10 protein-coding genes and 1 other annotated feature are annotated in these 14369 nt (G+C 39.4%); all 10 genes read right to left on the bottom strand.

Annotated elements, in window-relative coordinates:
- Positions 1-11 precede the first annotated feature (11 nt).
- Positions 12-2090 carry an elongation factor G gene (gene fusA, locus CFK40_RS00980; RefSeq protein ID WP_089530258.1) on the bottom strand — a complete coding sequence of 693 codons (2079 nt, stop codon included), beginning with the start codon at positions 2088-2090 and terminating at the stop codon, positions 12-14.
- Positions 2091-2153: 63 nt separating this feature from the next.
- Positions 2154-2624 carry a 30S ribosomal protein S7 gene (gene rpsG / locus CFK40_RS00985; protein WP_089530259.1) on the bottom strand — a complete coding sequence of 157 codons (471 nt, stop codon included), beginning with the start codon at positions 2622-2624 and terminating at the stop codon, positions 2154-2156.
- A gap of 158 nt (positions 2625-2782) precedes the next feature.
- Positions 2783-3196, bottom strand: a complete 414-nt coding sequence (rpsL, locus tag CFK40_RS00990) for a 30S ribosomal protein S12 (protein ID WP_089530260.1) — start codon at positions 3194-3196, stop codon at positions 2783-2785.
- A 149-nt stretch (positions 3197-3345) separates the two neighbouring features.
- Positions 3346-3600, bottom strand: a complete 255-nt coding sequence (locus CFK40_RS00995; protein WP_089530261.1) for a ribosomal L7Ae/L30e/S12e/Gadd45 family protein — start codon at positions 3598-3600, stop codon at positions 3346-3348.
- A gap of 133 nt (positions 3601-3733) precedes the next feature.
- Complete coding sequence (rpoC, locus tag CFK40_RS01000) at positions 3734-7357, bottom strand: DNA-directed RNA polymerase subunit beta' (protein ID WP_089530262.1); 3624 nt, start codon at positions 7355-7357, stop codon at positions 3734-3736.
- Positions 7358-7555: 198 nt separating this feature from the next.
- Positions 7556-11092 carry a DNA-directed RNA polymerase subunit beta gene (rpoB, locus tag CFK40_RS01005; protein WP_089530263.1) on the bottom strand — a complete coding sequence of 1179 codons (3537 nt, stop codon included), beginning with the start codon at positions 11090-11092 and terminating at the stop codon, positions 7556-7558.
- A gap of 558 nt (positions 11093-11650) precedes the next feature.
- The gene (locus CFK40_RS01010) at positions 11651-12253 is read right to left on the bottom strand and encodes a class I SAM-dependent methyltransferase (protein WP_089530264.1); all 603 of its coding nucleotides are present in this window, start codon (positions 12251-12253) and stop codon (positions 11651-11653) included.
- Between the two features lie 81 nt (positions 12254-12334).
- Positions 12335-12697, bottom strand: coding sequence for a 50S ribosomal protein L7/L12 (gene rplL / locus CFK40_RS01015; protein ID WP_089530265.1), 363 nt, complete (start codon positions 12695-12697; stop codon positions 12335-12337).
- Positions 12698-12759: 62 nt separating this feature from the next.
- Entirely contained in the window at positions 12760-13263 is a 504-nt protein-coding gene (rplJ, locus tag CFK40_RS01020) for a 50S ribosomal protein L10 (RefSeq protein ID WP_089530266.1), read from the bottom strand.
- Between the two features lie 64 nt (positions 13264-13327).
- Positions 13328-13476: a sequence feature (ribosomal protein L10 leader region), on the bottom strand.
- Positions 13477-13526: 50 nt separating this feature from the next.
- Positions 13527-14225 carry a 50S ribosomal protein L1 gene (rplA, locus tag CFK40_RS01025; protein WP_089530267.1) on the bottom strand — a complete coding sequence of 233 codons (699 nt, stop codon included), beginning with the start codon at positions 14223-14225 and terminating at the stop codon, positions 13527-13529.
- Positions 14226-14369: the final 144 nt, after the last annotated feature.

A 14369-nucleotide genomic window follows, 5' to 3' on the forward strand; every position in this document is an offset into this window, starting at 1 on the left:
AAAAAAATCAATTACTCACCAGCATTTTTTTTGATAATTTCCTCAGAGATGCTCTTTGGCACTTCCTCAAAATGATCAAAATGCATAGTAAATGTTCCGCGTCCTTGTGTGTTTGAACGTAATGCTGTCGCATAGCCGAACATTTCTGAGAGTGGAACAAATGCTTTAATAGTCTGAGCAGGCCCGCGTGCTTCCATACCTTCAACACGTCCACGACGAGATGTTACATCTCCCATGATATCACCCATGTATTCTTCTGGAATAACGATTTCAACCTTTTCAATTGGTTCAAGAAGAACCGCTTTACATTTAGTTTTAGCAGCTTTTAACGCCATAGAACCAGCTATTTTAAATGCCATCTCATTCGAGTCAACATCATGATAACTACCATCATAAAGTGTCGCTTTGATGTCAATCAATGGATAGCCAGCTAGCACACCACTCTCTGTTGCTTCTTTAATACCATGTTCAACAGATCCGATGTATTCACGCGGTACCGAACCACCAACGATTTTGTTGTGAAATTCGAAGCCAGCACCTTCTTCATTTGGTTCAAACTTAACCCAAACGTGTCCATACTGTCCACGTCCACCAGATTGGCGTACAAATTTACCTTCCACTTCAGCAGAACCACGGAATGTTTCACGATAAGCAACCTGAGGCGCTCCAACATTTGCTTCTACTTTAAACTCACGTCTCAAACGGTCAACAATGATGTCTAGATGAAGCTCACCCATACCTGAAATAATTGTTTGACCAGTTTCTACGTTTGTTTCAGTTTTAAATGTCGGATCTTCTTCAGCAAGTTTACCTAAAGCAATCGACATTTTATCTTGGTCCGCTTTTGTTTTAGGTTCAATAGCTACCCCGATAACTGGATCCGGGAAGTCCATAGATTCTAAAACAACAATGTTCTTTTCATCACAAAGTGTATCTCCAGTTGACGTATCTTTCAACCCAACTGCGGCAGCTATCTCACCAGAGTATACAGTTGAAATCTCTTCACGAGAGTTAGCATGCATCTGCAGGATACGTCCTACACGCTCACGCTTATCTTTTACAGAGTTCTTTACATATGATCCAGAATCTAAAGTTCCAGAGTACACGCGGAAAAATGTTAGTTTACCTACGTAAGGATCTGTCATTACTTTAAATGCTAGCGCTGAGAATGGTGCTTTATCATCTGCTTTACGTTCCACTTTTTCTTCAGTACCAGGTACGATACCTTCGATTGGTGGAACATCAGTTGGTGCAGGTAAGTAATCAATAACGCCATCAAGCATTAATTGAACACCTTTGTTTTTAAACGCTGATCCACAGAATACTGGATAAAATTCAACATTCAATGTAGCGTCACGAATTGCCTTTTTTAGCTCTTCGTTCGTAATCTCTTCACCTTCAAGGAACTTCATCATCAACTCTTCGTCTAATTCAGAAACAGCTTCAATTAATCCAGCACGTAATTCATCTGCTTTATCTTTGTACTCTGCAGGAATCTCGCGAGATTCAGCTCTAGTTCCTAAATCATCTTCATAGAAATAAGCACTCATTGTAACAAGATCAATGATTCCTTCAAAGTCATCTTCAGCACCAATTGGTAACTGAACAGGATGTGCATTTGCACCTAAACGGTCTTTCAACGTTCCTGTAGAGTATAGGAAGTCTGCACCGATTTTATCCATTTTGTTAATAAATACAACACGTGGTACGCCGTATGTTGTTGCTTGACGCCACACTGTTTCAGTTTGTGGTTCTACACCTGATTGTGCATCAAGTACTGTTACTGCTCCATCAAGTACACGCAATGAACGCTCCACCTCAACGGTGAAATCTACGTGTCCAGGTGTATCAATGATATTAATACGGTGTTCTTTCCATGCAGCAGTTGTTGCAGCAGACGTGATTGTAATTCCACGTTCCTGCTCTTGCTCCATCCAGTCCATTTGAGATGCACCTTCATGGGTTTCACCAATTTTATGAATACGTCCTGTATAGAAAAGAATACGCTCAGTAGTAGTGGTTTTTCCTGCATCAATGTGCGCCATAATACCAATGTTGCGTGTCTTCTCCAAGGAGAAATCTCTAGCCATGTATTCTTCTCCTTCCTGTAAAAATCGTTTTTGGGATTTTTCTTACTAGTATTGCGCAAGCTTTTACCAGCGGTAGTGAGCAAATGCTTTGTTTGCTTCCGCCATCTTGTGCATTTCTTCGCGTTTTTTAACTGCAGCACCAGTGTTATTTGAAGCATCTAGGATTTCGTTAGCAAGACGCTCTTCCATTGTTTTTTCTCCGCGTAGGCGTGAGTAATTCACAACATAACGAAGTCCAAGTGCTTGACGACGTTCTGGGCGTACTTCCATCGGTACTTGGTAGTTTGATCCACCAACACGACGTGCGCGAACCTCTAATACTGGCATTACGTTTTTCATTGCTTGTTCAAAAACTTCCATAGCATTTTGCCCGCTACGTTCTGCGATCAATGTAAATGCATTATAAAGAATTTTTTGAGCCTTACCTCGTTTTCCGTCAATCATGATTTGGTTGATTAAACGAGTCACTAATTTTGAATTATAAAGTGGATCTGGCAAGACATCGCGTTTAGGTATTGGTCCTTTACGTGGCATATGTCCCCCTCCTTTCCTTAATCTTAGTTGTAAAAATCTTGTCTAGCTGCGACTTCTAGTGCCGGTCGCTTACGCTTTTCTTTGGCTAGCTCCGGCACCCATTGGCTATTGCCCTTCCAGGACATACGCCAATAACCGGGTGCCTACGCTTTTCTCAATTATTTTTTAGGGCGTTTTGTACCATATTTTGAACGGCCTTGAGCGCGTCCTTGTACACCTGCTGTATCTAACGCTCCACGAATAACATGGTAACGTACACCTGGTAAGTCTTTTACACGACCGCCACGGATTAATACAACACTATGCTCTTGTAAATTGTGTCCAATCCCAGGGATATATGCTGTTACTTCCATGTTGTTTGACAAACGAACACGTGCATATTTACGAAGTGCTGAGTTTGGCTTCTTAGGTGTTAAAGTACCAACACGAGTACATACTCCACGTTTTTGTGGCGCGTTTTCATTCGTGAATTTCTTTTTAAAGCTGTTATACCCTCTGTTTAGTGCTGGAGAGTCAGACTTTCTTGGTTTGCTTACACGACCTTTACGTACAAGTTGATTTATAGTAGGCATTATAATTGTCCTCCCTTCTTATTTACAAAATTACTAGTAAAATAAAGCCTAGTAACCACCGAATCTATTCCTTCTTGTAATACCACATATCCAGGTGGTTCATCTTTAAGCAAAAAACAAAGCTTTCGCGGGTAAAACACTCGCCAAAACTAATCTTTTTTAATTGCTACCGTAGATGCACCAACGTCTATGCCACAAGCGGCTCCTAGTTTTTTCATGGAATCTACATGGTGACACATAATATCTAGCTCAGAAGCTAGATCAGCTATCTTCCCAGTTAGCTTTTTATCAGCATCATCAGCAAGAAACACTTCACTTACATCGCCACTTTTCATAGCTTTAAGTGTTTGCTTCGTTCCGATTATTAGACGTGATTGTCCTTTGGTTACTTTTTCATAAGACATCCGTATATCCTCCAAAGCAACAAGTATAATCAGAAGCACCCTGAATATAGTATCATTCTAGTTTTTTATTGTCAACTAAATTTTTACTATTTCTGGTGCTCCTAATCAATAAAATCACTTGTTTAACTTTAATTTAGTTTACTGTTTCTGTTTCAACTTCTGCTTCTTTGTTTTCATCCGATTCTGGTTTCAAATCGTCCAGTGAAGCTTCAATTTTACGGTAACGTTGCATTCCTGTACCAGCAGGAACAAGTTTACCAATGATAACATTTTCTTTCAATCCTAACAGCTCATCGCGTTTACCTTTAATTGCAGCATCCGTTAATACGCGAGTTGTTTCTTGGAATGAAGCTGCAGATAAGAATGAATCTGTTTCAAGTGAAGCTTTTGTAATACCTAGTAATACCGGTTTACCAACGGCAGGCTGTTTTCCTTCGTTTAGAATGCCATGATTAGCTTCCTTGAATTGATGGATTTCAAGTAATGATCCAGGTAATACGCTTGTATCCCCTGAGTCAACTACACGTACCTTACGTAGCATTTGACGTACCATTACCTCAACGTGTTTATCTCCAATTTCTACACCTTGCATACGGTAAACACGTTGAACCTCGCGGAGAAGGTAAGTTTGAACACCATCAACACCCTGAACCTGAAGAAGTTCTTTTGGATCGACGGAACCTTCCGTCAGTTCTTGACCAGCAATTACTACGTCTCCTTCCGCCACTTTAATTCGAGCGTTATAAGGAACTGTATATGGACGTTGTTCTACCTCACCTTGAACAATAATCTCTTGCTTATCCTTAACTTCCTTGATTTCATGAACCGTACCGTCGACTTCACTAATAACAGCTTGCCCTTTCGGATGACGCGCTTCAAAAATTTCTTGAATACGTGGTAAACCTTGTGTGATATCATCCCCAGCAACTCCACCAGTGTGGAATGTACGCATAGTTAACTGTGTACCTGGTTCACCAATAGATTGAGCAGCAATAATACCTACTGCTTCACCTACTTCTACTTCATCACCAGTTGCAAGGTTACGTCCATAACATTTTTGGCATACGCCATGCTTCGTATTACATGTAAATGCAGAACGGATTGTTACTTCTTCAATTCCAGAATCTATAATTGTTCTCGCTTGATCTTCTGAAATAACCGTATCGTCCTCGATAATTACATCGCCAGTTTTAGGATGGCGAACAGTCTCAAATATTGTCCGACCTATCAAGCGGTCTATCAATGGTTCAATCAATTCTGCTCCATCTTTAATTGCAGAAACTTTTAGGCCTCTATCTGTACCACAATCTGCATCGCGTACAATAACATCTTGCGCAACATCAACTAAACGACGTGTCAGGTAACCTGAGTCAGCTGTCTTAAGTGCTGTATCGGCAAGTCCTTTACGAGCACCATGGGTAGAGATAAAGTACTCCAGTACAGTTAACCCTTCACGGAAACTTGACTTAATCGGTAGCTCAATAATACGTCCAGCCGGGTTTGCCATTAATCCTCGCATACCAGCTAACTGTGTAAAGTTTGATGCGTTACCTCTTGCTCCGGAATCACTCATCATAAAGATAGGGTTTCTAGAATCAAGAGATTTCATTAGTTTAGCTTGAATGTCATCTTTTGCTTTTGACCAAATCGCAATTACTCGATCATAACGTTCCTCTTCAGTGATCAGACCTCTGCGGAACTGTTTCTGAACATTATCAACTTTCGTTTGTGCTTCAACTAGAATTACTTCCTTTTCTTTTAGCACTACGATATCTGATATACCTACTGTCATACCAGCTTTTGTTGAATAACTAAAGCCAAGATCTTTCATGCGGTCAAGCATTTTAGACGTTTCACTGATTTTAAATCGTTTAAAGACTTCTGCGATGATGTCACCTAAGATACCCTTTTTAAATGGTAGGTTAGTATCGCGTTTCTTGATCTCTTCTTTAACATTTGTACCTTTTTCAACAAAATAATGAGCTGGTGTGCAAACTTCAAGATTACTGTTTGTCGGCTCATTAATATACGGGAATGATTCTGGTAAAATCTCATTAAATACTAATTTACCTACTGTTGTTAACAACAATTGATTATGTTGTTCCTCGGTAAATGTTTTATTATTCAAGGAACTTGCTTGAACAGCAACCCTGGTATGCAGATGAACATATCCATTTTGATATGCAATCAATGCTTCATTAGTATCTTTAAATATACTACCTTCACCTATTGCGTCTTCGCGCTCCATTGTCAAATAATAATTACCTAATACCATATCCTGTGATGGTGTAACAACTGGTTTACCATCTTTTGGATTAAGAATATTTTGGGCTGCTAACATCAAGATACGTGCTTCAGCCTGCGCCTCAGCAGATAGCGGAACGTGCACGGCCATTTGGTCACCATCAAAGTCAGCATTGTATGCTGTACAAACTAGTGGATGCAAACGAATTGCGCGACCTTCTACTAATGTTGGCTCAAAGGCTTGAATTCCGAGTCTATGCAATGTAGGTGCTCGATTTAGTAATACTGGGTGTTCACGAATTACTTCCTCTAAAACATCCCAAACCTCAGGATGAACACGTTCAATTTTACGTTTAGCTGACTTGATATTATGTGCTAAACCTCTACCTACCAACTCTTTCATAACAAATGGCTTAAATAATTCAAGTGCCATTTCTTTTGGTAATCCACATTGATACATTTTTAAGCTAGGTCCTACCACAATAACCGAACGCCCTGAATAGTCAACACGTTTACCTAATAGGTTTTGACGGAAACGACCTTGTTTTCCTTTCAACATGTGTGAAAGTGACTTTAACGGTCTATTACCTGGACCAGTAACTGGGCGTCCACGACGACCATTATCAATCAATGCATCAACCGCTTCTTGTAACATACGCTTTTCATTTTGTACGATGATGCTTGGCGCACCAAGATCGAGCAACCGTTTCAAGCGATTGTTACGGTTTATAACGCGGCGATACAAATCATTTAAATCAGATGTTGCAAAACGTCCGCCATCAAGTTGTACCATTGGGCGAATTTCTGGAGGAATTACTGGTAATACATCTAATACCATCCATGACGTGTCATTTCCAGAATTACGGAATGATTCTAATACCTCTAATCGTTTAATCGCACGAGTTCTACGTTGGCCTTTAGCTGTTTTTAACTCCTCTTTTAATGCAACTACCTCTTTCTCAAGGTCGATATCATGTAAAAGCTTTCGAATTGCCTCAGCACCCATTTGAGCTTTAAAAGACTTACCATATTTATCATAATAAGCACGGTATTCTTTTTCTGAAAGCAACTGCTTTTTCTCAAGTGGGGTATTACCTGATTCTGTAACGATATACGCCGCAAAATAGATAACCTCTTCCAAAGCACGAGGTGACATATCTAAAACAAGTCCCATCCGACTAGGAATCCCTTTAAAATACCAAATATGTGAAACAGGAGCAGCCAATTCAATATGTCCCATTCGTTCACGACGTACCTTTGCCTTTGTAACCTCTACTCCACATCGATCACAAACAACGCCTTTATAACGGACACGTTTGTATTTCCCACAATGACATTCCCAGTCTTTTTGTGGACCAAAGATCCGTTCACAAAATAAGCCGTCTTTCTCAGGTTTTAATGTACGGTAGTTAATTGTTTCTGGTTTCTTTACCTCGCCGTATGACCACGAGCGAATTTTCTCAGGTGAAGCTAAACCGATTTTCATATACTCAAAGTTATTTACATCTAGCAAGGGGCCTACCTCCCTTTTAGTGTCCGAATTTACCATTATTAGTAAAACCCGACATTCACCTAGTCTTAACTAGCGAATGGCGAAGTTTTTCTTATACTGTACTTTACTTAAGTAGAACAGAATTTTTATGATAAAGCCGGAGATGCTAACTCCCATAAAACTTGCTATTTCACAGAAGTTAACGCTCCTTTGCTTTTATTACTTTTCTTCTATTTCTAAGTTAAGTTTGCTCGCTGCTTCTGTTTCTTCTTCTTCTAGTTCACGTAATTCAATTTCTTTTTCATCACTAGAAAGCATTTTCACATCTAAACCGAGGCTTTGAAGCTCTTTTATTAATACCTTAAATGACTCAGGAACACCCGGTTCAGGAACATTGTCACCTTTTACAATAGCTTCATATGTTTTCACACGACCAACAATGTCATCTGATTTAACAGTAAGAATTTCTTGTAATGTATATGCAGCACCGTATGCTTCAAGTGCCCATACTTCCATCTCACCAAAACGCTGTCCACCAAACTGAGCTTTACCACCCAGTGGCTGTTGGGTAACAAGTGAATATGGTCCTGTTGAACGAGCGTGAAGTTTATCATCAACCATGTGGGCTAGTTTAATCATATACGAAACACCAACAGAAATACGGTTATCAAATGGTTCACCAGATCGTCCATCATACAGAATTGTTTTAGCATCTTTTGGCATGCCTGCTTCTTCTAACGTTTCCCATACATCTTCTTCGCTTGCCCCATCAAATACAGGAGTTGCAACATGTATGCCTAACGCACGTGCAGCCATTCCTATGTGCAGCTCAAACACTTGTCCGATATTCATTCGCGATGGTACCCCTAATGGATTTAACATAATGTCCACTGGTGTTCCATCTGGCATGAATGGCATGTCTTCTTCAGGTAATATTTTTGAAATTACACCTTTATTACCGTGACGTCCAGCCATTTTGTCACCTTCATGAATTTTACGTTTTTGGACTATATACGCACGGACTAATTGATTAACGCCTGGTGGCAGTTCATCACCATCTTGACGGTTGAAAATCTTAACATCTAAGACAATGCCTCCTGCACCATGCGGTACACGTAACGATGTATCGCGAACCTCACGAGCTTTCTCGCCGAAAATTGCATGTAACAAACGTTCTTCAGCCGATAGCTCGGTAACTCCCTTTGGCGTTACTTTACCAACTAAAATATCACCATCAGAAACTTCGGCACCGACACGGATAATTCCGTGTTCATTAAGGTCTTTCAATGCTTCTTCTCCAACGTTTGGAATATCACGAGTGATTTCCTCAGGTCCTAGCTTCGTATCACGAGCCTCTGATTCGTATTCCTCGATGTGAATAGATGTATATACATCATCCTTCACAAGACGTTCACTCATAATAATCGCATCTTCATAGTTGTATCCTTCCCATGTCATGAATCCAACTAAAACGTTACGACCTAATGCTAGTTCACCGTCTTCCATTGATGGTCCATCGGCAAGGATTTCACCTTTCGTTACACGATCGCCTTTACTTACGATTGGACGTTGATTGTAACAAGTACCTTGATTCGAACGAATATATTTTTGTAAGCGATAGCGCTCTAAATCACCTTTTACTTCTTTACCGTCTACTTCTGAAATTCGGCGGATATGAACTTCTTTTGCCTCAACATGTTCAACAATTCCAGGGTTTTGACAAATAACTGCAGCCCCAGAATCCTTTCCTGAAACATATTCCATTCCTGTTCCAACGATTGGTGCTTCCGGTTGCATTAACGGCACCGCTTGACGCTGCATGTTAGCACCCATTAGCGCACGGTTAGAGTCATCATTTTCAAGGAACGGTATACACGCTGTTGCTGCTGAAACAACCTGCTTAGGCGATACGTCCATGTAATCAATGTTCACGCGAGGTACAGCAGTATTCTCACCACGGAAACGAGCGATTACTTCGTCGTCAATAAAGTGACCAGTTTCATCTAATCTAGCATTTGCCTGTGCCACTACGTAATTATCTTCTTCATCTGCTGTTAAGTAATCAATTTGAGCTGTTACCAATCCACTATCAGGGTCAACCCGGCGATAAGGTGTTTCGATAAAACCAAATTTATTTACCTTAGCATAGCTTGATAGCGAGTTTATTAATCCGATGTTCGGCCCCTCAGGTGTTTCAATAGGGCACATACGTCCATAGTGAGAGTAATGTACGTCACGAACTTCGAAACCGGCACGTTCACGAGTTAATCCACCTGGTCCTAGTGCAGATAAACGACGTTTATGTGTTAGTTCTGCCAACGGATTGGTTTGATCCATAAATTGCGAAAGCTGTGAGCTACCAAAAAACTCTTTAATCGATGCAATTACTGGACGAATATTGATTAACTGTTGCGGTGTAACACTTGATGTGTCTTGAATGGACATCCGTTCACGTACAACTCGTTCCATCCGAGAAAGTCCAATTCGGAATTGGTTTTGCAATAATTCCCCTACTGAACGAAGTCGACGATTACCTAGATGGTCAATATCATCCGTATCTCCAACACGATGTAGTAGGTTAAAGAAATAACTAATTGCAGATAATATATCAGCTGGTGTTATATTTTTAATGCTTCTATCGACACTTGCATTACCAATAACATTCAACTCACGTTCCCCACTTGGGTCAGTCGGATCAAGGATTTTAATTGTCTGAAGCTTTATTGGATCTTCAAGAACACCCTCTTGAGTCTCAACATGGTGCTCACCAACTTTATCTTCATCTTGTTCCAAGTACGGAATAATTTTATTTAATAATCTCCGCTCTAATTTATCACCTTTTTGCGCAAGTACCTCACCAGTTTCTGGATCAACAATTGGTTCGGCAAGCACTTGATTAAATAAGCGGTTTTTAATGTTTAGTTTTTTATTCATTTTGTAACGACCAACATGTGCAAGGTCGTAACGTTTCGGGTCAAAGAAACGTGATACTAATAAGCTTTTAGCGTTATCAACTGTAGGCGGTTCACCTGGGCGAAGACGCTCATAGATTTCTAATAACGCTTTATCAGTAGTTTCCGTATTATCTTTGTCTAAGGTGTTTTTTAAGTATTCATTCTCGCCTAGTAGATCAATAATTTCCTGGTCTGTACTAAAGCCAAGAGCACGCAGGAGCACTGTAATAGGCAACTTACGCGTACGGTCGATACGGACATAAGCAACGTCTTTTGCATCGGTTTCAAACTCAAGCCATGCTCCGCGGTTCGGAATCACGGTTGCAGTAACGCCTCTTTTTCCGTTTTTATCAATTTTTTCATTATAATAGACACTCGGTGAACGAACGAGCTGTGAAACAATAACACGTTCCGCCCCGTTAATAACAAATGTACCTGTGTCTGTCATAAGTGGGAAATCTCCCATAAATACTTCTTGCTCTTTTACTTCACCGGTTTCATTATTAATTAAACGAACCTTCACGCGAAGTGGAGCATTATACGTTACATCTCGATCCTTTGATTCATCTACAGGATACTTTGGATCCTCAAGACTGTAATCAACAAATTCTAGTGATAGATTACCTGTAAAATCTTCAATAGGAGAAATGTCTTTAAACATTTCTTTCAGCCCTTCTTCTAAAAACCATTGATAAGAAGCGGTTTGAATTTCTATTAGATTTGGTAATTCTAACACCTCGCTGATGCGCGCGTAGCTCCTGCGTTGGCGGTGCCGTCCATACTGAACTAGTTGACCTGTCAACTGCTTCACCCCTCAAATCATGCACTTTTCAATTGATTCTACACCTATCTGAATCTGTTGAAAAATGATTATTATATTAGAAAAACAAACTAAAACTATAGTATTGTTTTTCGGATCTTAAACAATGTACTACTAATAAAGTTCTTAAATCTTTTGTTTAGCAAAATGAATTTTCCCTAAACATACGTTAAAAAACCTTGGCTTGGTGCCGAGATTTTAATGATAATCCTTTCATCGGCATTAGAAAACTTGGCATTCGCCAAGCCTTTGGGCGAATGACTAGTTGCACTTATGCAGATAAGAAAGTTTTATACTTTCTTATCTGCCAAAAAATCAACTGTTTAAGCATATCTCTTACACAATTGATCTACGTATTCTTTCTAACTTTCTAGAAGAAAAAAGACTTTTTCAAGAAAAAACTCTTAAGTGTTTAGTTTTTCACTTTACCATTGTCTCCGAATACCGATGAAATATACGTTTCTTATATAATGAAAATTCTTCTTGACAAAGAAAGTCCATAATAGCATTTTATTATAATATCATAAGTAAGTTACAGGGTCAAACATTAACAGCTTTTAATAGAAAGTAACCCTTGTCTTTAGCAATGACTTCAACATTGCCAAATACATTCATAAGTTTTTCTTTAGCTGAAGGTGCACCTTGTTTTTTTTGAATGACTACCCATAGCTCACCATCCTTGTCTAATGCTGACTTACTCTCTTCAATCATAGCGTGCACAACTTTCTTACCAGCCCTGATTGGAGGGTTTGTAACAATGGATGCAAATGTGTAATCAGCTAGATTTGAAAACCGATCACTTTTTATAAATTCCACATTCTTAACCTTGTTTTGTACAGCATTTTGTTCTGCAAGATGAAGCGCTCGTTCATTCACATCAGCTAATACAACATTCCGATCTGAATATGTATTTGCTATTACAATGCCTATTGGCCCATAACCACTACCAAGATCTAGAACATTTCCAGAAACTTGTGGATCCCTGTACTGTTTAATCAATAAACGTGAACCGTAGTCTATTTCATTTTTTGAGAAAACACCGTAATCACTTGTAAATGCATATTCATTTTCTCGTAATCGATAACTCCATGTCTTGGGTGAACTTTTAGATTGGGGTTTTTGTGAAAAGTAATGCTCGGACATTCCAGCACCTACTTTGTTGTGTTTTTTTAATAGAGAAGAAAATATAAAGCCCGCCGCATAACGACGAGCCCTCATATAAAATTACTTAACTTCTACACCAGCGCCTGCTTCTTCAAGTTTACCTTTAACTTCTTCAGCTTCTTCTTTTGAAACGCCTTCTTTAATAGCTTTAGGTGCGTTATCTACTAGATCTTTTGCGTCTTTAAGACCAAGACCAGTGATTTCGCGAACTGCTTTAACAACTTTAATTTTTGATGCTCCAGCACTATTAAGCACTACATCAAATTCAGTTTGTTCTTCAGCCGCTTCCGCTCCAGCTCCACCTGCTGCTGCAACTGGTGCTGCTGCTGTTACGCCGAATTCTTCCTCGATAGCTTTAACAAGATCGTTTAATTCTAAAACTGACATTTCCTTAACTGCTTCAATAATTTGTTCATTAGTCATTTATATTTCCTCCTAAGTTACGTATAATTTATTTTGAAACGATAAATTGCATTGCAGCAATATTATGCTCCTTGTTGCTCTTCCTTTTGTTCCGCGATAGCTTTTGTAGCATATGCCAAGTTGCGAATAGGTGCTTGAAGCACGCTTAGAAGCATAGATACTAGACCATCGTAATTTGGTAGTTCTGCAAGCTCACTTAATTGCTTAAGTGTTGCTACCTGACCTTCAATTACGCCACCTTTAATTTCAAGTGCGTTATGAGCCTTAGCAAATTTGCTCAAAATCTTAGCTGGCGCAATTACATCGTCTTTACTAAATGCAATGGCAGTAGGTCCAACTAACGTATCACTTAACTCGTTTAATTCTGCTTGTTCAACAGCGCGTCGTGTCATTGTGTTTTTGTACACTTTGAATTCGACGTTTTCCTCGCGAAGCTGCTTACGAAGTTCTGTTACTTCAGCAACATCAAGGCCACGATAATTAACTAATACACTTGATTGGCTAGATTGGAATTTTTCAGTAATTTCTTGAACAACCTGCTTTTTTGTATCGATAACATTTGACATTGTTCCACCTCCTGTTAAAAGTCATCATACCGGACAAAAAATTAGGATTCTGTAGGTAAGGGTCTAAACCATAAGAAAACCCCCATGCAGACATGGAGGTTTTTTATACAAATGATAATCTTAACGATTTATCTAATTTGCTTTTTAAACACCTCGGCAGGAAATTAAGCGATTTCTCGCACCTACTGTCTACGGTACAACGTATTCATATTTATAACGAAATTCAGTATATCGAATTATATTTCAAAAGTCAAGCCTATAATTTAACGGCGTGCGTGTTCAGATACATCAACTTTAACACCAGGACCCATTGTAGACGTTATAGACACATTGCGCATGTAAATACCCTTTGAAGCTTGCGGTTTTACTTTTACAAGTGTTTCTGTGATTGCTACAAAGTTTTCGATTAATTTTGCATCATCGAAAGAAATCTTTCCGATTGGAACATGAATGTTAGCTTGTTTATCGACACGATACTCAACTTTACCAGCTTTAATATCGTTTACCGCTTTTTCAACTTCAAATGTTACTGTTCCTGTTTTAGGGTTAGGCATAAGTCCTTTTGGTCCTAATACGCGACCTAACTTACCTACCTCAGCCATCATGTCTGGAGTTGCAACGATTACATCAAAATCGAACCATCCTTGATTGATTTTATTGATCATTTCTTGGTCTCCAACAAAATCAGCCCCAGCTGCTTCTGCCTCTTTAGCTTTTTCACCCTTAGCAAACACAAGTACACGTTGCGTTTTACCAGTACCGTGCGGTAATACCATAGCTCCACGGATTTGCTGGTCAGCTTTCTTAGGATCAACTCCTAAACGAAAAGCTGCTTCTACTGTTTCATCGAAGTTTGCTTTTGAAGCTTCTTTTAATAATGTGATAGCCTCTTTTAAGTCATATGATTTTGTACGATCAACAAGCTTAAGAGCCTCTTGATACTTTTTACCTCTTTTAGCCATTTTGTTTCCTCCTTAATTGTGGTTATAGCGGTAATACCTCCCACTTATAAAAGCGCCATGGCCTTTATAAAGCATACCCCGACACTTACTGTCGCTTTTTTCACGAAAAAGGTTGCGAGAAATGGTATCCCACTATCGCAACCC

This window comes from Virgibacillus necropolis, from assembly GCF_002224365.1.
Classification (GTDB): Bacteria; Bacillota; Bacilli; order Bacillales; family Amphibacillaceae; genus Virgibacillus_F; species Virgibacillus_F necropolis.